The organism is Acinetobacter sp. YH01005 (assembly GCF_013420465.1).
In the GTDB taxonomy this organism is placed as follows: domain Bacteria; phylum Pseudomonadota; class Gammaproteobacteria; order Pseudomonadales; family Moraxellaceae; genus Acinetobacter; species Acinetobacter amyesii.
In genome coordinates this window covers 99,269-118,059 of record NZ_VOYA01000009.1, presented here as the reverse complement: position 1 = coordinate 118,059, position 18,791 = coordinate 99,269, and the positions used below count along the sequence as shown (strand labels likewise).

At 40.4% G+C, this 18,791-nt stretch carries 21 protein-coding genes; 10 read left to right on the top strand and 11 right to left on the bottom strand.

What is annotated here, in order from left to right; genetic code table 11:
* Positions 1–71: 71 nt before the first annotated feature.
* From FTT72_RS08625 to FTT72_RS08610, 4 genes are all read right to left on the bottom strand, one after another.
* Positions 72–1,214: an HRDC domain-containing protein gene (locus FTT72_RS08625; protein WP_180065584.1), complete on the bottom strand. Its 1,143-nt coding sequence runs from the start codon at positions 1,212–1,214 to the stop codon at positions 72–74.
* Positions 1,215–1,415: 201 nt separating this feature from the next.
* The gene (recR, locus tag FTT72_RS08620; RefSeq protein WP_180005090.1) at positions 1,416–2,012 is read right to left on the bottom strand and encodes a recombination mediator RecR; all 597 of its coding nucleotides are present in this window, start codon (positions 2,010–2,012) and stop codon (positions 1,416–1,418) included.
* 12 nt (positions 2,013–2,024) lie between these two features.
* A complete protein-coding gene (locus FTT72_RS08615) occupies positions 2,025–2,354 on the bottom strand; it encodes a YbaB/EbfC family nucleoid-associated protein (RefSeq protein ID WP_180074039.1) in 330 nt (109 codons plus the stop codon).
* A gap of 32 nt (positions 2,355–2,386) precedes the next feature.
* Positions 2,387–3,574 (bottom strand): O-succinylhomoserine sulfhydrylase, encoded by a 1,188-nt coding sequence (locus FTT72_RS08610; RefSeq protein ID WP_180040989.1) that lies wholly within the window; start codon positions 3,572–3,574, stop codon positions 2,387–2,389.
* 142 nt (positions 3,575–3,716) lie between these two features.
* Here FTT72_RS08610 and FTT72_RS08605 point away from each other — a divergent pair, with 142 nt between their 5' ends.
* From FTT72_RS08605 to FTT72_RS08560, 10 genes are all read left to right on the top strand, one after another.
* A complete protein-coding gene (locus FTT72_RS08605) occupies positions 3,717–4,811 on the top strand; it encodes an alpha/beta fold hydrolase (RefSeq protein WP_180178214.1) in 1,095 nt (364 codons plus the stop codon).
* An 18-nt stretch (positions 4,812–4,829) separates the two neighbouring features.
* A complete protein-coding gene (locus FTT72_RS08600; protein WP_180178213.1) occupies positions 4,830–5,702 on the top strand; it encodes an NAD(P)-dependent oxidoreductase in 873 nt (290 codons plus the stop codon).
* A gap of 88 nt (positions 5,703–5,790) precedes the next feature.
* Positions 5,791–6,060, top strand: a complete 270-nt coding sequence (locus FTT72_RS08595) for a YARHG domain-containing protein (protein WP_078188510.1) — start codon at positions 5,791–5,793, stop codon at positions 6,058–6,060.
* Positions 6,061–6,091: 31 nt separating this feature from the next.
* Positions 6,092–6,505: an HIT family protein gene (locus tag FTT72_RS08590; protein WP_078188511.1), complete on the top strand. Its 414-nt coding sequence runs from the start codon at positions 6,092–6,094 to the stop codon at positions 6,503–6,505.
* Positions 6,506–6,815: 310 nt separating this feature from the next.
* Complete coding sequence (locus tag FTT72_RS08585; RefSeq protein ID WP_180135161.1) at positions 6,816–7,895, top strand: porin; 1,080 nt, start codon at positions 6,816–6,818, stop codon at positions 7,893–7,895.
* Between the two features lie 528 nt (positions 7,896–8,423).
* Positions 8,424–8,615 carry a cytochrome oxidase putative small subunit CydP gene (gene cydP, locus FTT72_RS08580; RefSeq protein WP_078188513.1) on the top strand — a complete coding sequence of 64 codons (192 nt, stop codon included), beginning with the start codon at positions 8,424–8,426 and terminating at the stop codon, positions 8,613–8,615.
* Positions 8,615–10,201, top strand: a complete 1,587-nt coding sequence (locus FTT72_RS08575) for a cytochrome ubiquinol oxidase subunit I (RefSeq protein WP_078188514.1) — start codon at positions 8,615–8,617, stop codon at positions 10,199–10,201. The genes cydP and FTT72_RS08575 overlap by 1 nt, the downstream gene beginning before the upstream one ends.
* Positions 10,198–11,343 carry a cytochrome d ubiquinol oxidase subunit II gene (cydB, locus tag FTT72_RS08570; RefSeq protein ID WP_078188515.1) on the top strand — a complete coding sequence of 382 codons (1,146 nt, stop codon included), beginning with the start codon at positions 10,198–10,200 and terminating at the stop codon, positions 11,341–11,343. The genes FTT72_RS08575 and cydB overlap by 4 nt, the downstream gene beginning before the upstream one ends.
* A 24-nt stretch (positions 11,344–11,367) precedes the next feature.
* Positions 11,368–11,469: a cytochrome bd-I oxidase subunit CydX gene (gene cydX, locus FTT72_RS08565; protein WP_002120988.1), complete on the top strand. Its 102-nt coding sequence runs from the start codon at positions 11,368–11,370 to the stop codon at positions 11,467–11,469.
* Positions 11,470–11,472: 3 nt separating this feature from the next.
* On the top strand, positions 11,473–11,775 hold the full coding sequence (locus tag FTT72_RS08560) for a cyd operon YbgE family protein (RefSeq protein WP_078188516.1): 303 nt from the start codon (positions 11,473–11,475) through the stop codon (positions 11,773–11,775).
* 20 nt (positions 11,776–11,795) lie between these two features.
* Here the strand turns inward: FTT72_RS08560 and FTT72_RS08555 are convergent, their stop codons facing one another.
* From FTT72_RS08555 to FTT72_RS08525, 7 genes are all read right to left on the bottom strand, one after another.
* Entirely contained in the window at positions 11,796–12,467 is a 672-nt protein-coding gene (locus FTT72_RS08555) for a hypothetical protein (protein ID WP_257233416.1), read from the bottom strand.
* A gap of 68 nt (positions 12,468–12,535) precedes the next feature.
* A complete protein-coding gene (gene rodA, locus FTT72_RS08550) occupies positions 12,536–13,672 on the bottom strand; it encodes a rod shape-determining protein RodA (RefSeq protein ID WP_180084919.1) in 1,137 nt (378 codons plus the stop codon).
* An 85-nt stretch (positions 13,673–13,757) separates the two neighbouring features.
* Positions 13,758–14,483: a 2-C-methyl-D-erythritol 4-phosphate cytidylyltransferase gene (ispD, locus tag FTT72_RS08545; protein ID WP_180178212.1), complete on the bottom strand. Its 726-nt coding sequence runs from the start codon at positions 14,481–14,483 to the stop codon at positions 13,758–13,760.
* Positions 14,446–14,838: a septum formation initiator family protein gene (locus tag FTT72_RS08540; RefSeq protein WP_078188520.1), complete on the bottom strand. Its 393-nt coding sequence runs from the start codon at positions 14,836–14,838 to the stop codon at positions 14,446–14,448. The genes ispD and FTT72_RS08540 overlap by 38 nt, the downstream gene beginning before the upstream one ends.
* 16 nt (positions 14,839–14,854) lie before the next feature.
* Positions 14,855–16,144 (bottom strand): phosphopyruvate hydratase, encoded by a 1,290-nt coding sequence (gene eno, locus FTT72_RS08535; protein WP_078188521.1) that lies wholly within the window; start codon positions 16,142–16,144, stop codon positions 14,855–14,857.
* Positions 16,145–16,208: 64 nt separating this feature from the next.
* Positions 16,209–17,066 carry a 3-deoxy-8-phosphooctulonate synthase gene (gene kdsA / locus FTT72_RS08530; protein WP_078188522.1) on the bottom strand — a complete coding sequence of 286 codons (858 nt, stop codon included), beginning with the start codon at positions 17,064–17,066 and terminating at the stop codon, positions 16,209–16,211.
* Positions 17,067–17,097: 31 nt separating this feature from the next.
* Entirely contained in the window at positions 17,098–18,738 is a 1,641-nt protein-coding gene (locus FTT72_RS08525; RefSeq protein WP_180022127.1) for a CTP synthase, read from the bottom strand.
* Positions 18,739–18,791: the final 53 nt, after the last annotated feature.

Genomic DNA, 18,791 nt, shown 5'->3' with positions numbered 1-18,791 from the left:
TGATACATTAGTGTTTATTAACGCATCAGTCGTGAATTTGTATAAGTGATAGTTCTTTAATCAATCAGAACTTATTCCATCACTTTCATTTGACCAGAAAGATAGCTTTCATCGGCATGCAGCACTTCAATTAAAGGCTTCGTCAGCAAATCATAGCGCCAGCCCAACAAATAACTCGGTAAATCTTGTTCATCATTATGAAAAACCACATGCTGATACAAAGCATTTAACCATTTTTTGCGCATTAAAACTTCTTTAGGCACAGAGGTTTCTTGTACTGCACGCTGAATAACGGTATCGACGCGTGAACCAATATCCTGAGAAGAGTGACGAATTGGACGTGCCATACGCAGCGGCCATTCAGCTTGTTCAGGTAAAAACTTCAACAAATCTAAAATAATTTTACCATGCTCACGCACAATGTTCGGACGAATGTCTTTCACCGCACTCAATTGAAAATTATTTTTTGGATTCTTTTCTACCATATCAATGATGGTTGAGTTTTTAAGAATAAAGCTACGTGGCTGATTTAAGGCTTTCACCATTTGCTCACGCCAAACGGCCAATTGCTGAATTTGCATGAGCTGACGACGTGAATGTCGATAATTACCAATATCGTGATACAGCAAATGGATCGGCGTTTCAGTGCCAATTTCATAAGTTAAATTTTTGCAGTCCTCAAGCACACAATTTAATAAACTTTTCGCAGCCAACTCATTTTGAATCGTTTGGCTTAAATTCATTAAATAATGTACATCATTCGCTGCATAGTTCAATTGCTCGGCACTGAGTGGACGAGCCAACCAATCTGAACGTGTCTGATCTTTATCTATATCTACATCGAGCATAGTTTTTAAGGCATTTTGATAGCTGACTTGTAAGCCATGCCCTAAAAATGACATCCCAACTTGTGTATCAAAGACATTTTCTAAAGACTTATGCTGTGCATAGTGATAAATCAGGTCGATATCTTCACTACAAGCATGAAAAATGTTTTGCTGAGCCGCAAATAATTTTTGCCAGAATTGGCTTAAATCGAGGGTTGTACCATCAAGTAAATACACCTGATTTTGTACATTAATTTGGAAAAGTCCAAGTTTGGGCCACAGGGTATCTACTTTTATAAACTCGGTGTCGAGTCCGTAAATCGAGCTTTGGTCCATAAGATTTAAAACAGAATTTAAATCTGGCTGATTTTGAATGAATTGATACATAAGTTGCTGAGTCTAATTTTAGATGCTCTATGAGCTTATATTAACTGATATATATTATTTATCTATAAGGAAAAACGTTATTTTAGTGACTTATTTTCTTTATTTGGCTTTTTTATTCATTATTAACAAAAACTTTAATCGTTATTAAGTATAAATAATTAGGTGAATTTTATACAAAGCGAAACGAGTTTCGCTCTATAGTTACTTCATTCGCATTCGGTTATGCACGGCCTGACTTAAAGTATGACTATCCACATATTCAAGCTCACCACCCTGTGGTACACCCTGTGCAATACGGGTCATTTGTATTGGTAAATGCTTGGTCGCTTCAACCAAATAATGTGCTGTCGCTTGACCTTCTACCGTTGCATTGGTCGCCAAGATCACTTCCTGCACTTTACCATCACTTAATCGTTGAATTAAATATGGGATACCAATTTCGTCTGGGCCAATACCATCGAGTGGCGACAAATGTCCACCCAATACATGATATTTCCCTCTAAAACTGCCACTTTGCTCGATTGCCATGACATCTGCGGGAGATTCAACCACACAAAGCAGTTGATCATCACGTTCTGACGAGACGCATATGTTGCACACTTCATCTTCAGTCAATGAATGGCAAATTGTACATTCATGAATATAGTTGGTTGCTTCAGTCAAGGCATGTGCCAAACCAACAGCGCCTTCCCTATTTTTCATGATTAAGTGCAGTGCCATACGTTGAGCCGACTTTGGCCCAACGCTTGGTAAAATACGCAATGCCTGTACAAGTTGATCAAAACGATCACTAAACATTCAACGTATTCCTTAGAATAAACCTGAAAGACCTGGTGGAAGACCCATACCAGAGTTTGCAGATTTCAGTTTTTCTTCTGAAATCGCTTCAGCTTGACGTGAAGCATCATTCATTGCTGCTGCAATTAAGTCTTCAATCATATCTGCATCATCTTGAAGTAGTTCAGGATTAATTTCGATACGTTTCACTACATGACGTGCAGTCATAGTAACTTTAACCAGACCACCACCTGCTTCAGCGTGAACTTCAACTTGTGCAAGCTCTTCCTTGGCTTTTTTAATGTTGCTCTCAACTTCTTTTTGCATGCGTTGAGCTTGCTGCATGAGCATATTAATGTTCATAAAAATCTCCGAACAAAACTGATGAATTCACTTTAGATAAGATCTAAACCGCGTGAAAGATCGCGAATAATATCATTAATATCTTCTAAACCAACAGATACGCGAATTAAACCTTCGCTAATCCCTGCTGCTTTTTTCGCTTCTGCTGACATTCTGCCATGAGAAGTCGTTGCAGGATGGGTAATTGTTGATTTTACATCACCCAAGTTACTTGTAATAGAAAGGAACTTAGTATTATCAATCACTGTCCAAGCGCCTTCACGTTCGCCTTTGGCAACAAACGATACAACTCCGCCAAAGCCTTTTTGTTGCTTTTTCGCCAACTCATGACCTTCGTGATTTGGAAGTCCCGCATAGTACACTTTTTCAACTTTCGGGTGTGCATCTAACCATTCAGCTAAAGTTTGAGCACTTGCACAGTGGGCTTTCATACGTAAGCTTAAAGTTTCTAGGCCTTTCAGGAAGATCCATGCATTGAATGGACTCATCGAGTTACCCAGTGTACGAATAACACCTGTAATCTCTTCCATCAATTTTGCACTACCAACAACTGCACCACCGAGCGCACGACCTTGACCATCAATATATTTTGTTGATGAATAGATCACGAGGTCCGCACCAAATTTAATCGGTTGCTGTAACACTGGTGTACAGAAGGTATTATCGACTGCAAATAATGCCCCATGCGCATGTGCAATATCAGCAATGGCTTGTAAATCACCTACTTGAGCTAATGGGTTTGACGGTGTTTCAATAAACAATAGGCGTGTAGTTGGACGAATCGCTTGTTTCCAAGCATCTAAATCTTCCAAATCAACAAAAGTAACGTCAACGCCAAATTTGATGACATATTTTTCAAACAGAGAAATGATCGAACCAAAGACAGCACGTGAACACACCACATGATCGCCAGCTTTCAAATACGCCAAAGTGATCGCGTGTACGCCCGCCATACCTGAACTTGTCGCAACCGCGGCTTCAGCACCATCCAAAACAGCTAAACGTTTTTCGAAAGCTTGTACAGTTGGGTTGGTATAACGTGAATAGGTATTGCCTTCAATTTGACCTGAAAATTTTGCTGCGGCATCTGCTGCACTTTCACAAACAAATGATGAAGTCAGGAAAATTGGCTCACTATGTTCACCCTCAAAAGTACGAGTATGACCTGTACGAATCGCTAAAGTCTCTAATTGGTATTCGATGTCGTCTTGTTGGCTCATCTGTATTACTCAGTCGCGAAGAACTGCCTTTGTGAAGAATTGCCAATATTTTGAGCGTCTAAGCTATTTAAGGTCAAGGTAAAATACGAAATTATCGCTTAGACTTCGACCAATCCTACAAGGACTTAGGCAATTGACAGTTATGCACCCTTTCAAACAGAAATTTCTGGCGCAGCAAAAGAAAATTAAACACCTGTCTACACGTGTGTTTAATGCAAAATCGCTGGTCCTTTCTCAATCGACACCCTATGAAGTAATTACTGAATATAAACATGCAAAAGTTCGGTATTACGCTTCGCCTGATCGTAAATACAAAGAACCCTTAGTGTTTGTTGCTCCACTGGCCATCAATATGGCGATTTATGATTTGTATCCATATCGCTCATTGGTGAAACATTTTCAACACAGTGGCTTTGATGTCTATTTGTTGGAATGGGGAAAATTAAACTTTCAAGATCGTTTCTTAAATTTTCTATCGTTTATTGATGATGTGATTCCACATTGTATTGATCAAATTTGTCAGCATGCAGATAGTCGATACATCTCACTACATGGTTGGAGTATGGCTGGAGTCTTTGTCACGCTGTATACCGCATTACATCAACCTGAACATGTTAAAAATCTAATGGTGATGGGCGCGCCGATTGATAGCTATGCCTCAGGTCGTATCGGAAAGCTATTTCAAAAAACCAATCGCTTGCTTTCACGTAGTAAAAATCTACAAGATACGGTCTACACAGGGAAAATCCCTAAACATTTTATCCATACACCGGGTGTGCTCAATGCAATTGGATTTAAAATCGTCGATCCACTGGGTTGGTTCAAAAGCCAAAAACAATTTTTATCTAACTTAGATAATCTGCATGATCTGTATGAACATGCAACCATGGGCGATTTTCTCAATCACATGATTGACTATCCGGGTGGCATTAACCAAGACATGGTGTTCAATGTTTGGCTACAAAATCCACTTAAAAACGGCATTATTCAATTGAAAGATAAAGTTATTCAATTAAAAAATATCCACTGCTCTTTGTTGATTGGCGCGGGTTCTACCGATCAAATCGTTACGGCAGATGCAGCAAGTCCTTTAGGCGAATTGACAAGTAGTCAAGATGTCACGTTTACTCTCATTCCTGGTGGTCACCTCGGCCTGATGTCGAGTCAAAAAAGTGCCAATCAATTTTGGCCAACTTTGACCCAGTGGCTTACACAAAGATCCAGTTTATTGAAATAAAAAATTTAGAGGGTAAAGATGATTCAGTCAGTTGCATTTATCGGATTGGGCGCAATGGGTTACCGTATGGCAGCGCACCTACCAAAACAGTTCGACACGGTTTATGTCTGGAATCGAAACTTTACCAAGGCAGAGCAACATGCTGCTGAATTTGGTACGCAAGCGGTTGCATTAGAGCAAGCAGTGCAAGCGGACATTATTTTTTCATGCCTACCCATCAGCCAAGATGTTGAAAATTTAATTGCGAGTGTGACGCTGAAATCAGGCTCGATTTGGGTCGACTGTACCAGCGGTGTGCCAGAATCTGCAAAAAAACTCGCTTCAGCCTTAAAGCAACAAAACGTTTCATTCTTAGACGCCCCTGTGAGTGGACAAACCATTGGCGCTGAAACGGGAACATTAACCGTCATGATTGGTGGTGACAAAGCAGCCTTTGAACGTGCATTACCTGCGATCCAAACATTTGGCAAACTGATTAAACATGTGGGTGAACCGGGTGCGGGTTTTGCCGTTAAAGCTGTAAACAACATGTTAATGGCTGTAAATCTTTGTGCAGTTGCTGAAGGATTCACCACCTTAAAAGCGCATGGCGTGGACTTACATGAGGCACTTGATTGTATTAATGCGTCGAGCGGTAAAAGTAATGTGACTGAAACTGTTTTACCTCAGCGCGTACTGAATCGTAGCTTCCCATTAACCTTTGCACTTCCATTACTTGCAAAAGATACGGGAATTGCTGTTGATCTTGTGCGACAAGCAAAACTTTCAGCACCTGTGCTCTCTTTGACGCAAAACTTAATCCAAGCAGCAAGTGATCAAGCTGAAGAAAACAGTGATTTTTCAAGCGCTATGATTATGTATGAAAAATGGAGTAAAATTACAATTGAGTAATAACTCGCCATTGAATAACGATAAATAACCATCATATTGTACTCTAGTGTCATAACACACATTGTTACAAATGACAGAGGAAACTCGCATGAACAAATTTACCCTCGCAACTTTGCTAGGTGCTGTAACTTTAATCGGGGCTTCTACTGCTGTTTTAGCATCTGAGCAAGAATGCCAAAAGTTGAAAAATGACCATGACGTGATTTATGCATCGAAAGGTTTCTGCTTTAAAGATCCTGACGCTAAAGCGAAGTTTGGCAATGACAATTGCTACACAACTAAGCCTAAATTTTCAGAAAAAGAGCAACAACGACTTGACGCGATCAAAGATCGTCAGAAAGAATTGAACTGTAAATAATTACGATTCAATTCGCTCAAGGAATTTAGCAATGACTTATGATGATCAAAATATTTTTGCTCGGATTTTACGCGGAGAACTTCCTGCGTTTAAAGTCTATGAAGATGATCAAGTACTCGCTTTTATGGATGTCATGCCACAGGCCGAAGGTCATACGCTCGTAATTCCTAAAACCCCTGCTATTACGCTGCTTGATTTAGATCCAGAAGCGGCTGCTTATACCATTCAGGTTGCTCAAAAAGTTGCGAAAGCAATGGAAAAAGCCTTAGACGTGAAAGGTATCGTATTGATGCAGTTGTCTGGCGCTGCTGCGGGTCAAACTGTTCCGCATGTACATTTCCACCTAATACCGACTTCAGTGCATGAATTAGGTAAACATGCCGCACAAATGGGCGATATGGAAAAAATCAAAGCCATTGGCGAAAAAATCAAAGCAGCACTTTAAGTTCAATTGAGTTTAAAGTGATGATCAATGGAGCTTCGGCTCCATTTTTTATGTCTCGAATATTATCCCAAGAACTTTTAGCTGCAAAATTTACTGTTCAATACAACCCTAAGCATTTAATAAATATTCATTTTTATAAGTATAAAAGCAATTTAAACCAGAAATCACCTTTCACCGTTTTGAAATATTTCCTTAATAGAACTGTCTTATTTGTAATGAATACTTAGCGCCATTAGATAGCGAAATTACTTCTAGCCAAGCTACTGATAAAACATATTGATATGACTGGAAAAGTCTTCTGGAGCTTCAAATGAAAAAAACTCTATGTGCATTAGCAATCGGGGCAACAATTCTTACACCAATGATGGCGTCTGCTGCAGATGTAAAAATTTATGGCCGTGCACATGTCTCTCTTGACTATCTAGATGATGGTAAAGATTACAACGAAGTTGGTCTTTCTTCTAACGCTTCACGCTTAGGCTTCAAAGTAGATCAAAAAATTAATGATGACCTCAACGTATTCGCTCAAATTGAGCAAGAAGTAAACTTTGCAAGCGGTAGCCAAGACAGCAAAGGCGTAGATTTTTCAACACGTGACACATTCGTGGGTTTAAAAAGTTCAACTTATGGTCAAGCACGTGTAGGTCGTTTTGACAGCCCATTTAAAGTCGCACGTAGCCCTGTGAACTTCTTCGGTGACATGGTTGGTGACGTTCGTAACGTAACACGTGTAGGCAACTTAAAATTTGATGAACGTAATGAAAACACCATTGAATATAAATCGCCAAAATTTGGCGGTGGTTTCAATGTATTAGCTGCAATGTCGATGCATTCAGGTACACAAATTGACCGTGAAACAGATGGTGAAGGCAAAGATGACAACAAAGCCTATGACCTTGCTCTAACCTATAAAGAAGGTCCAATTGATTTTGCAGCAGCTTACGAAAAGTATGATGAAAATGCAGCAAACGCAGCAGGTGGCGCAAGTCGAGATGCATTCCGTATTGCCGGTGCATATAAATTAACTGAAGAATTTAACTTGGGTGCCTTATACCAAATTGCCAAACACGACAACGATACATCCAACCCAGATACTCAAGTTTTCGGTGTAGCTGGCGAATATAAAGTAACGCCTAAAACCTCAGTACGCGGTGAATACTTCTACCGTGACGTAGATGCTGATGATGCCAATGCAAGCTTGATCGGTGTGGGTGTAGAACATAAGTTGGATAGCACATTACGCGTATACGGCAACTTAGCAACTGTGCTTAACGACAAAAACTCTAAACTCAACCCTTGGAAAGAAGGTCGTAGCTTCGGTAACGGTATTTCAGGGATCGGTGATGAAAATGCAACTGCACTTTCTCTTGGTCTACGTTACGATTTCTAAGCTGCAATATCTCCCCCAAAAGACATACTCCGGTATGTCTTTTTTTACTCAAAAGAAATGTTTCAGGACTAAAATAAGCTAAGTTCATCATGTATCAAATATTTAAAAAGTATTTAAAAAACTTAGTCCAGCCTCTTTAACATCAACCATATAGAGATCGTTTAACAGCACTACATCAATAGCCCATTTTTTTTAGCAAAACTTAAACATAACAAATAAAAATCTTATTCATTCAATAAAGATTCTCATTATTAACAATATAACTTTTAGTAAATATAGTAAATTAGTCAGAATTTAAAATATAAATATAAATATAAGCGTTTTAGTCGGATTTAAAATATTTAAACACAAGTGTTTTAGTCAAGTATTTAAAATAAAAAATTAGTTTATTTTTTAACTATCAAACACAATAAGTCTTTGTATTTACTATGCTTAATAATATATTTTTATTTTAACTGTTCAACCTATTTGCTTTTTGTATATATTTGTTAATAATATAGTACAAGTTTAAAGAATAGGCTTATCTCCATGAGCTTAAAATTCAAAGATTTAAATCGTCGTGTGGTCAGAGAAATAACCGCAATACTAATAATTAAAGTGATTATTTTAATGATCATTAAGAACATCTGGTTCGACGCCCCTACTATCCCTAAAAACTTTGACAATCAAGTTGCCGAGCATATTGCTGGCAGTCCTTCCCAAATCAAGGAGACACGTTGATGATTTCTGAAAGCGTGGTCGATCTTTCGCGGTTCCAATTTGCAATGACCGCGATGTATCACTTTATTTTTGTTCCGCTGACTTTAGGTCTGGCTTTTATTCTTGCCATTATGGAAACCACCTATGTGATTTCTGGCAAAGAAATTTATAAAGACATGACTAAATTCTGGGGAAAACTCTTCGGTATTAACTTCGCATTAGGTGTTACTACTGGTTTGACCATGGAGTTTCAGTTCGGTACTAACTGGGCGTATTACTCGCACTATGTCGGTGATATTTTCGGTGCACCATTAGCCATTGAAGGTCTGATGGCATTCTTCCTTGAATCAACATTTATTGGTTTATTCTTCTTCGGCTGGGATCGCCTATCCAAAGTTCAGCATTTGGCTGTCACTTGGTTAGTTGCTCTAGGCTCGAACATGTCTGCACTATGGATTTTAGTGGCCAATGGTTGGATGCAAAACCCTGTTGGTTCTGCTTTTAACTATGAAACCATGCGTATGGAAATGGTGGACTTCGGTGCGCTGATTTTCAACCCCGTGGCTCAGGTTAAATTCGTGCATACCGTATCTGCAGGTTATGTGACTGGTGCTATTTTCGTACTGGCAATTTCAAGTTACTACTTATTGAAAAAGCGTGACTTGCCATTTGCGCGTCGCTCATTCGCCATCGCTGCTATCTTTGGTTTAGCGTCTACACTTTCGGTGATCTTACTGGGTGATGAATCTGGTTATGAAATTGGTGACGTACAAAAAACTAAACTAGCTGCGATTGAAGCTGAATGGGACACTCACCCAGCTCCAGCGCCATTTACTTTGTTCGGTATTCCAAATAAAGAAACCATGTCTACTGACTACGCGATCAAAATTCCTTATGTCATGGGGATTATCGCAACACGTTCAACTGACAAAGAAGTGACAGGTATTAAAGACCTGATCGTACAACACGAAGCGCGTATTCGTAACGGTATGGTGGCTTACTCGCAGTTAGAACAACTTCGTGCAGGCGATACTTCTCCTGAACTTAAAGCAGCATTTGCTGAGTCTCAAAAAGACTTGGGTTATGGTCTGCTTCTGAAAAAATACACAGACAAAGTTGTCGATGCTTCTGACGAACAAATCAAAGCAGCTGCAAAAGACACTATTCCACATGTCCCAAGCTTGTTCTGGGCATTCCGTGCAATGGTTGCTTCTGGTTTCTTAATGCTCCTTCTGTTCGTACTTGCTACCTTTGCTGTCGGTAAACGTAATGCAGAAAACAAACCTTGGTTATTAAAGTTTGCTTTATTTGCCCTGCCATTACCTTGGATTGCAGCACAAACAGGTTGGTATGTTGCCGAAGTTGGTCGTCAACCTTGGACTATCGGTGAAGTTCTACCTACACATCTTTCAGCTTCTAGCTTAAGTACAGGTGATGTATGGGGTTCTATCCTTGCATTGGCAGCGTTCTACACTGTACTGCTGATCATTGAAATGTACTTAATGATTAAATTCTCACGCCTTGGCCCAAGTTCTCTACATACTGGTAAATACCACTTCGAGAAACTTGAAGCTGCAAAAAAGGCAAATGAGGAGGCTCAAGCATGATCGAATATGAATTACTCAAAATCATTTGGTGGGTATTAGTCGGTGTCCTACTGATCGGCTTCGCCCTCACCGATGGCTTCGATATGGGCTCAATGGCGATCATGCCATTCGTAGGTAAAAAAGACGAAGAACGTCGTGCGGCAATCAATACGATTGCCCCACACTGGGACGGTAACCAAGTGTGGTTTATTACTGCCGGTGGTGCGCTGTTTGCAGCATGGCCAATGGTATATGCGACTGCATTCTCAGGCATGTACTGGGCACTGTTACTGGTACTCTTCGCTCTCTTCTTACGTCCAGTCGGTTTTGACTACCGTTCTAAACTCGAAAATACCAAGTGGCGTAATTCTTGGGACTGGGGTTTAGCAATTGGTGGTGCCGTTCCTGCCCTCGTATTTGGTGTTGCCTTTGGTAATATGTTCCTTGGTGTTCCATTCACTATGGACGAAACTGTTCGCTCAACTTATACAGGTAGCTTCTTTGCGCTGCTTAACCCATTCGCTTTAGTTTGCGGTATCGTGAGTTTATCTATGCTTTGCGCACACGGTGGTGCATGGCTCATGCTTCGTACAGACGGCGACCTACGTGCACGCTCAGCAAAAGCGACTCAGCTTATGGGTATCGTATTTTTGGTTTGCTTCTTACTGGCTGGCGCATGGTTATACTTCGGTAATATCCAAGGCTACACATTAGCGCAACCGTTTGACACAAATGGCGTTGCAAACCCATTGGCTAAAGAAGTGATCACCAATGCCAACCCAGGTTGGATGAACAATTACAGTACTTATCCGATTACTATGATTGCGCCAATCATGGCTATTTTAGGTGCACTGATCATCATCCTTGCCGCAGGTAAAGGCAAAGCAGGTTTCAGCTTCCTTGGTTCAAGCTTGGCAGTCATTGGTGCAATCTTAACTGCTGGTTTTGCATTGTTCCCTTTCCTTATGCCATCGAGCATCAACCCAACTGTAAGTTTGACTATGTGGGATGCGGTATCAAGTAAAAATACCCTGACTGTGATGACAGTTGCCGCATGTATTTTTGTCCCAATTATCCTGTGCTACACAACTTGGTGTTACTACAAGATGTGGGGTGTGGTCACAAACAAACATATTGAAGAGAATTCACACAGCCTATACTAAGGCTGTGTCTAAGGAGAAAAGACGATGTGGTATTTTGCTTGGATTCTCGGTATTTTGATGGCATGTTTTGCAGGTGTACTTAGTGCGCTTTACATCGAACATCATCAAGATCTAGATGAGGAATAACAAATGACTGATGCTGCTGTAGAAAAATCACTTGTAGAAAAGAAGCCAAATAAATTTGCAATGGTCATTTCCTGCCTGTTAGCTTTTCCTTTGGCAGCCGTGTTACTTGTACATCCTGCTGCCATGCTGGATGACAATGGTGGATATAGCCATCGAGCGCTGATGTTCATCATGATAGGTATTTCAGGTGGTTTTGTGCATGGTGTGGGTTTTACGCCACACCATTGGTTCTGGAAATGGCTTTTTAGCCCTTTCCTCGCTTGGCCACTCATGTTATGGGGCTACTACACATGGTTCCTACATTAATTGATATCTAAATAAAGCCCTCACTTGAGGGCTTTATTATATTTGCGATCAATTTCGGCTTTTTTTTCTGCTGTAATATCGTCTTGCATTTGAAAACAGTTTCTAAATTTTTCATGGATATGATGAATATATTTTTCTTTAGCGGCATGCTTTAGCAAAATTTGAGCTGCCATTATGATAAATCCATTGACTTGCTTCACTATTATTATGCGCTGAGCATCCGCCAACCCAGCTTTTCGCTGAATTAATGAGTTTCGACCAGTATGCACAATCGAATGCAAATGCTTTAACGAATAGAACTTAAACTCTTTAAACATTTCAACAATATGCTTAATTTCTACAACATTTTCTAACTTTGTAATCATTTCAGCTGCGGTAGGAATTTTCACATTCTGAAGTAACTCTTCTTCTCGTTGAATTTCAAATTTCTGAATTTCTATATTAGAGGCGACCATTAGTAACCAATATGCCCTCACCACAGCTTCAAATTGAATTCGAAATAATGCGAGTGCAGATATATCTTGGCATGATTCTAAAAGTTGTAAAATGGCTTCACCATGCTCCATGGATAATTCACAACATTCATAGACCAAATCAAGTCGCTGCACGCCACCAATAAATGCTGAATGATTTAACTCATTATATAGCTCATCCAACATCGATTCAGAATCACGAAAAATATCTATCAACATCAGCTTCCATTTTTTAAATGCCAAAATTTAAAATATAAAAAAAGCCGGATTAATTCCAGCTTTAAAATTTAACGATGCGTATGAATCGACATCACAATCCCCATCCCTGCAAGCATGGATATGACTGCTGTACCCCCATAACTCATCAAAGGCAATGGATCGCCTGTTACAGGCAAAATACCGCTAACCATACCCGAGTTTAAAAATACAAAAAAGAAGAAAGTTAATCCTATCGCTCCTGCATAGAGTCGTCCAAAATTATGGAAGCAATTTAGTCCAATAATCAGACAGCGAATAATAATTGCTGTAAACAAACTAAATAAAAGAAATACACCAATAAAGCCAAATTCTTCTGCATAGGTCGACATGATAAAGTCAGTATGATGCTCTGGCAGATAGCCCAAGTGCGACTGCGTCCCTTCAGTATAACCCTTACCCATTAAACCACCTGATCCAATGGCAATTTTAGATTGAATAATGTTCCAACCTGCACCAAGCGCGTCAGATTCAGGGTCAAATAACGTCAGTACACGTTTTTTTTGATATTCCTGCAAAAAGAACATCCAGAGTACAGGTGCTGCAATTGCCAAGGCTGTTAAAGCACCTGCAATTAAACGCCAAGACATACCACTTAAAAATAAAACAAAAATACCCGGAATAATCAAACCGATATTCAAGTCAGGCTGTAAAGCGACCAATGCAAATGGAATCAATAATAAAATTAATGCCCCGACAATTTGTAAAAATTTCGGTGGAAATGGTTTTCGCGCAAAATACCACGCCATCATGAGTGGCATGGCAAATTTCATAAACTCACTCGGCTGCATACTGCCGATACCCGGCAAGCTAATCCAGCGTTTCGCCCCCATCCTTTTTTCACCAATGACCAGAACCAACAACAGTAAAAATATACCGATGGCATATAAGTACGGACTCATAGATTGGTAAACTTTGGGTGGAATTTGCGCGCAGATCAGCATCACAATAAAGCCCACACCAAAACTTGTGGCTTGACGTAGTACCATTCCCGAATCTTCCGCGGTCGCACTATAGACAACCATCAGCCCCAATATTGCATTGAGTACCAAGAAGCAAAGTAACCACGGGTCTAAATGAAGTTTAGCCCATCGAGAAGAATCGTGTTTTATACTGCGGCCATCGCGTAATGACTGACGTAAAAAACGATACTGTTGAGAAGGGATCATTGCGAAACAGATCTAAAAAGGATGCGGGAATTATAGATTAAAGCGACAGTAAAAATCACTGTCCCTTAAATATTCCTTGAAATAATCATCTATTCACTTGAGACGCTAAAATTAAACGTGCCAATTCCAAGTCATCAGGATAGGTAATTTTAATATTGTCCGAACGACCTTGCACGACATTAACTTGCTCACCGACAAATTCTAAGGCACTTGCTTCATCTGTGATGGTCGCACCAGCGGCAAGCGCTTGTTCAATGGCATTTTTAAGTACACCCAATTTGGCAATTTGTGGTGTCTGCGCTTGCCATAAAGTTGAACGATCTACCGTTGTTGATATAAGTGGTGCTGTTTCAACTCGTTTTAAGGTATCGCGTACGGGAATTGCGAGAATCGCACTTTGCTCCGAATCGACTGCCGATTGAACTAAATCTTCTAGACTCAACTGCGAGACACATGGTCGTGCTGCATCATGAACAAATACCCAATCATCATCATTGGCAATCCTAGATAGATATTGCAATGCATTGAGTACAGAATGCACACGCTCTGCACCGCCTAAACAAAAATGTGCCTTATCTTGATTTGCTAGTGCCAAAGTCTGAGCAATATTATCTTGCTCGCCTATAGCCAATACATAACCCATCAACGGCAATTGGTTGAGACGTGCAACTGTGTGTTCAAGCACAGTTAGACCCGCAATGTTTTGATATTGTTTTAGTTCAGTTTTAGAAAATCGACCTCCTGAACCAGCAGCAGGAATAATGGCCCACAATTTAAGGTTCTGGTGGAAGTTCGGCTGGTTCTGACTCATTGGTACGTAGGTCTACTTTTGCGTTTGGATCAATATAAATTGGTTTGTACTGAGTACTAATCGTACTCATCTGTACGAAAGTCTCATGCGGTTTAATTAAACCTAAATCTAGACGAGCATGCTCTTCAATAGCTTCAACGCCATTTTTTAAATCGTATACTTCAGCGGCAAGCACGCGATTTCGTTCTTTTAATTCGTCATTGAGTTCGACTTGTTGTTGTATTTTCTGACTCAGTTGTTGATGTTGATGATAACCACCTTCACCGAACCAGTATAAATATTGAAACCCTGCGATCAAAAAGATCGCAAGGCCCAACAATGCTTTACTCGCTTTGGAGTCAAATACATTTAACATAGATAGCATGATATGCTTAGTTCAAACCTTTGAACTCAGCTTTACCGCGATATGCAGCATTAGTCAATTCTTCAATACGAAGTAATTGGTTATATTTCGCTACACGGTCAGAACGGCAAAGTGAACCAGTTTTGATTTGACCCGCTGCTGTACCCACTGCAAGATCTGCAATAGTTGAATCTTCAGTTTCACCAGAACGGTGTGAAATTACTGTAGTGTAACCATTTGCTTTTGCAAGGTAGATTGCATCTAGAGTTTCAGTCAACGTACCGATTTGGTTGTACTTGATCAGAATCGAGTTACCCACTTTTTCATTGATACCACGTTGAAGAATTTTAGGATTCGTAACGAATAGGTCATCACCAACCAATTGGATTTTGTCGCCAAGGATTGAAGTGAGGTAAGACCAACCTTCCCAATCAGACTCGTCTAAACCATCTTCAATTGAGATGATTGGGTATTGTTTTGCAAAACCAGCAAGGTAGTCAGCAAATTGGTTGCTTGTGAATGCTTTATTGCCTTCACCTGCAAGGATGTATTGACCATCTTTGTAGAATTCTGAAGATGCACAGTCAAGCGCAAGCATAATGTCAGAACCAGCTTTGTAGCCAGTTTTTTCAATTGCTTCAAGAATTACTGTAATTGCTTCTTCGTTAGAACGAAGGTTCGGTGCAAAACCACCTTCATCACCAACTGCAGTATTTAGACCTTGTTTCTTTAAAACTGATTTTAAAGAATGGAAAATTTCAGCACCAGCGCGTAAAGCTTCAGAGAATGAAGTGAAGCCAACTGGCTCAATCATAAATTCTTGAATGTCTACATTGTTGTCTGCATGTGAACCACCATTTAGGATGTTCATCATTGGAACAGGCATAGTCAAAATGCTGTTATTACGAAGGTCTGCGATGTATTGGAAAAGTGGAATTTTCTTTTCATCAGCAGCAGCGCGTGCAGCAGCTAGCGATACCGCTAAAGTTGCGTTCGCACCTAATTTTTCTTTGTTTTCAGTACCGTCAAGCGCGATCATTGTGTTATCAATGTCTTTTTGTTCGAATACTGATTTACCCAACAATGCATCACGAATTACTGTGTTAACGTTGTTAACCGCAGTTTTAACGCCTTTACCTAAGTAACGAGCTTTGTCGCCGTCACGAAGTTCTAAAGCTTCACGAGAACCAGTTGAAGCACCAGATGGTGCACATGCACGGCCTACAACGCCAGAGGCTAAGATTACGTCTGCTTCGATGGTAGGGTTACCACGAGAGTCCAAAATTTCACGTGCACGAATGTCAACGATTTGGCTCATGAACAATTCCTCAGTTGATTAATAAAAATGATGCGTCAAAAGTGACGCATCAATGTGTATCGAATTAGTGTGTATCTAACTTTGCGAAACCTTTAACCAAGGTATCGAGTTCTTTTAACTGTGCCAAGAAAGGCTCCAACTGTGACATGCGTAGCGCACATGGACCGTCACATTTGGCATTTTCTGGATCTGGATGAGCTTCTAAGAACAAACCAGCTAAACCAGTCGCCATACCTGCACGTGCCAGTGTCGTGATTTGCGCACGACGACCACCTGCAGAATCCGCACGACCACCCGGCGTTTGAAGCGCATGCGTAACATCAAAGAACACAGGGACATTCATTTCTTTCATGATGTCAAAGCCCAACATGTCTACAACTAAATTATTGTAACCAAATGCTGAACCACGTTCACAAAGAATCAGTTTGTCATTTCCTGCTTCCAAACACTTATGCAGAATATGACGCATTTCGTGTGGTGCGAGGAACTGTGCTTTTTTGATGTTAATGATGGCATCAGTTTTCGCCATCGCTTCAACAAGGTCAGTCTGACGGCTTAAAAATGCAGGAAGCTGGATAATATCCGCAACTTCAGCAACAGGCGCAGCTTGGTATGGTTCATGTACGTCAGTAATAATCGGCACATTAAAGTGTTTTTTAATGTCAGCTAACCACTCGATTCCTTTTTCCAGGCCTGGGCCACGAAAAGAGTTCAAGCTTGAACGATTGGCTTTATCAAAACTTGCTTTAAACACATATGGAATATCCAAGCGTTTGCAGATATCCACATAGGTTTCAGCAATTTCAAAAGCAAGGTCTTTTGACTCAAGTACGTTCATGCCGCCGAATAGTACAAATGGCAAATGATTTGCCATTTGTATATCGCCTAAACGTACAATTTCTTGTGGTTTTAATTGTGACATTTAAACTTCCTAGTTTAGTCCTACAATGCCATTACTTGGTTTTTTGATACTGTTTTTTAGCAGCATCAATAAAGCCAGCAAATAATGGGTGACCATCACGTGGTGAGCTGGTAAATTCTGGGTGGAATTGTACCGCAACAAACCAAGGATGTGCAGGAATTTCAACAGTTTCAACGAGACGTTGTACCGGAGAATAACCTGAAATCTTCATGCCTTTTTCTTCAAGCACTGGGATATAACGGTTGTTCATTTCATAACGGTGACGATGACGTTCAACGATCTCTTCAGAACCGTACACTTGTGCAGTTTTTGTTCCCGCAACCAATTCAGATTTTTGAGCACCCAGACGCATTGTGCCGCCTAAGTCAGAATCTGCATTACGTTGTTGAACTTCGCCGCGCTCATCTAACCATTCAGTGATTAGACCAATCAATGGTGATTTTGTAGAACGGTTAAATTCAGTTGAAGTTGCATCGCTAATACCCGCAACGTTGCGCGCATATTCGATCACAGCCAACTGCATACCTAAACAGATGCCGAGGAACGGTACACCGTTTTCACGTGCAAAACGAATCGCTTTCATTTTGCCTTCTGTACCACGTTCACCAAAACCACCTGGAACTAAGATTGCATCCGCGTCTTTTAATACGTCGTTTACATCTTGGCTTTCAAGTTCTTCTGCATTGACGTAATCGATTTGAACTTTCACACGGTTTTGAATACCCGCATGTAAAAGTGCTTCGTTTACAGATTTGTATGCATCTGGAAGTTCAACGTATTTACCAACCATCGCTACACGAACTGTGTATTCAGGGTTCAATAATGCATCTACAACGTTATCCCAGTCTGTAAGATCAGCTTCTGGAAGATCGTTATAACCAAAACGTTCACAAATTAAATCGTCAACGTTTTGTTCATAGAAAGTACGTGGAATTTGGTAAATTGAACGCGCATCTTTACATACCACAACTGCACGTGCTTCAACGTTCGTAAATAACGCGATTTTACGTGTAGTATCAGCATCAACATCATGCTCTGTACGGCAGATCAGGATGTCTGGTTGAATACCAATCGATAAAAGCTCTTTTACAGAGTGTTGAGTTGGTTTGGTTTTTAATTCAGCAGCTGACTTAATGTATGGGAGTAAAGTTAAGTGCATTAACATTGTGCGCTTATGACCGAGTTCGACCATAAGTTGACGTACAGATTCCATGAATGGGAGAGATTCAATGTCACCTACTGTACCGCCGATCTCAACGATCGCAACGTCATAGCCTTCACCTGCGCGAAGAACACGTTCTTTAATATTGTCAGTAATATGTGGAATAACTTGAACTGTACCACCGAGGTAGTCACCACGACGTTCTTTATTCAAGACATCTTGGTACACTCGTCCTGAAGTAAAGTTGTTCAGTTTGGTCATTTTCGCACGACGCAAGAAACGTTCGTAATAACCCAAGTCTAAGTCAGTTTCAGCACCATCCTCTGTGACAAAAACTTCACCGTGTTGGAATGGACTCATAGTCCCTGGATCGACATTAATGTATGGATCCATTTTTACCATGGTTACTTTTAAACCACGGGCTTCTAAAAGCGCAGCCACTGATGCAGCTGAAATACCTTTACCTAGTGATGATACAACACCACCAGTAACGAAAATAAAATGGGTCATTAAGTTTCTCGTACAATGGAGCCTAAATTGGCCTACAATGTTGTGCGATTTTA

Excerpts from the sequence above, each read along its gene's own strand:
- cydB (WP_078188515.1), top strand. The coding sequence starts at position 10,198 with ATGATCGAATATGAATTACTCAAAATCATTTGGTGGGTATTAGTCGGT.
- FTT72_RS08525 (WP_180022127.1), bottom strand. The coding sequence starts at position 18,738 with ATGACCCATTTTATTTTCGTTACTGGTGGTGTTGTATCATCACTAGGT.
- FTT72_RS08590 (WP_078188511.1), top strand. The coding sequence starts at position 6,092 with ATGACTTATGATGATCAAAATATTTTTGCTCGGATTTTACGCGGAGAA.
- FTT72_RS08615 (WP_180074039.1), bottom strand. The coding sequence starts at position 2,354 with ATGAACATTAATATGCTCATGCAGCAAGCTCAACGCATGCAAAAAGAA.
- cydP (WP_078188513.1), top strand. The coding sequence starts at position 8,424 with ATGAGCTTAAAATTCAAAGATTTAAATCGTCGTGTGGTCAGAGAAATA.
- recR (WP_180005090.1), bottom strand. The coding sequence starts at position 2,012 with ATGTTTAGTGATCGTTTTGATCAACTTGTACAGGCATTGCGTATTTTA.
- cydX (WP_002120988.1), top strand. The coding sequence starts at position 11,368 with ATGTGGTATTTTGCTTGGATTCTCGGTATTTTGATGGCATGTTTTGCA.
- FTT72_RS08585 (WP_180135161.1), top strand. The coding sequence starts at position 6,816 with ATGAAAAAAACTCTATGTGCATTAGCAATCGGGGCAACAATTCTTACA.
- kdsA (WP_078188522.1), bottom strand. The coding sequence starts at position 17,066 with ATGTCACAATTAAAACCACAAGAAATTGTACGTTTAGGCGATATACAA.
- FTT72_RS08605 (WP_180178214.1), top strand. The coding sequence starts at position 3,717 with ATGCACCCTTTCAAACAGAAATTTCTGGCGCAGCAAAAGAAAATTAAA.
- FTT72_RS08600 (WP_180178213.1), top strand. The coding sequence starts at position 4,830 with ATGATTCAGTCAGTTGCATTTATCGGATTGGGCGCAATGGGTTACCGT.
- rodA (WP_180084919.1), bottom strand. The coding sequence starts at position 13,672 with ATGATCCCTTCTCAACAGTATCGTTTTTTACGTCAGTCATTACGCGAT.
- FTT72_RS08610 (WP_180040989.1), bottom strand. The coding sequence starts at position 3,574 with ATGAGCCAACAAGACGACATCGAATACCAATTAGAGACTTTAGCGATT.
- FTT72_RS08595 (WP_078188510.1), top strand. The coding sequence starts at position 5,791 with ATGAACAAATTTACCCTCGCAACTTTGCTAGGTGCTGTAACTTTAATC.
- eno (WP_078188521.1), bottom strand. The coding sequence starts at position 16,144 with ATGAGCCAAATCGTTGACATTCGTGCACGTGAAATTTTGGACTCTCGT.
- FTT72_RS08540 (WP_078188520.1), bottom strand. The coding sequence starts at position 14,838 with ATGTTAAATGTATTTGACTCCAAAGCGAGTAAAGCATTGTTGGGCCTT.
- FTT72_RS08560 (WP_078188516.1), top strand. The coding sequence starts at position 11,473 with ATGACTGATGCTGCTGTAGAAAAATCACTTGTAGAAAAGAAGCCAAAT.
- FTT72_RS08575 (WP_078188514.1), top strand. The coding sequence starts at position 8,615 with ATGATTTCTGAAAGCGTGGTCGATCTTTCGCGGTTCCAATTTGCAATG.
- FTT72_RS08555 (WP_257233416.1), bottom strand. The coding sequence starts at position 12,467 with ATGTTGATAGATATTTTTCGTGATTCTGAATCGATGTTGGATGAGCTA.
- ispD (WP_180178212.1), bottom strand. The coding sequence starts at position 14,483 with ATGAGTCAGAACCAGCCGAACTTCCACCAGAACCTTAAATTGTGGGCC.
- FTT72_RS08625 (WP_180065584.1), bottom strand. The coding sequence starts at position 1,214 with ATGTATCAATTCATTCAAAATCAGCCAGATTTAAATTCTGTTTTAAAT.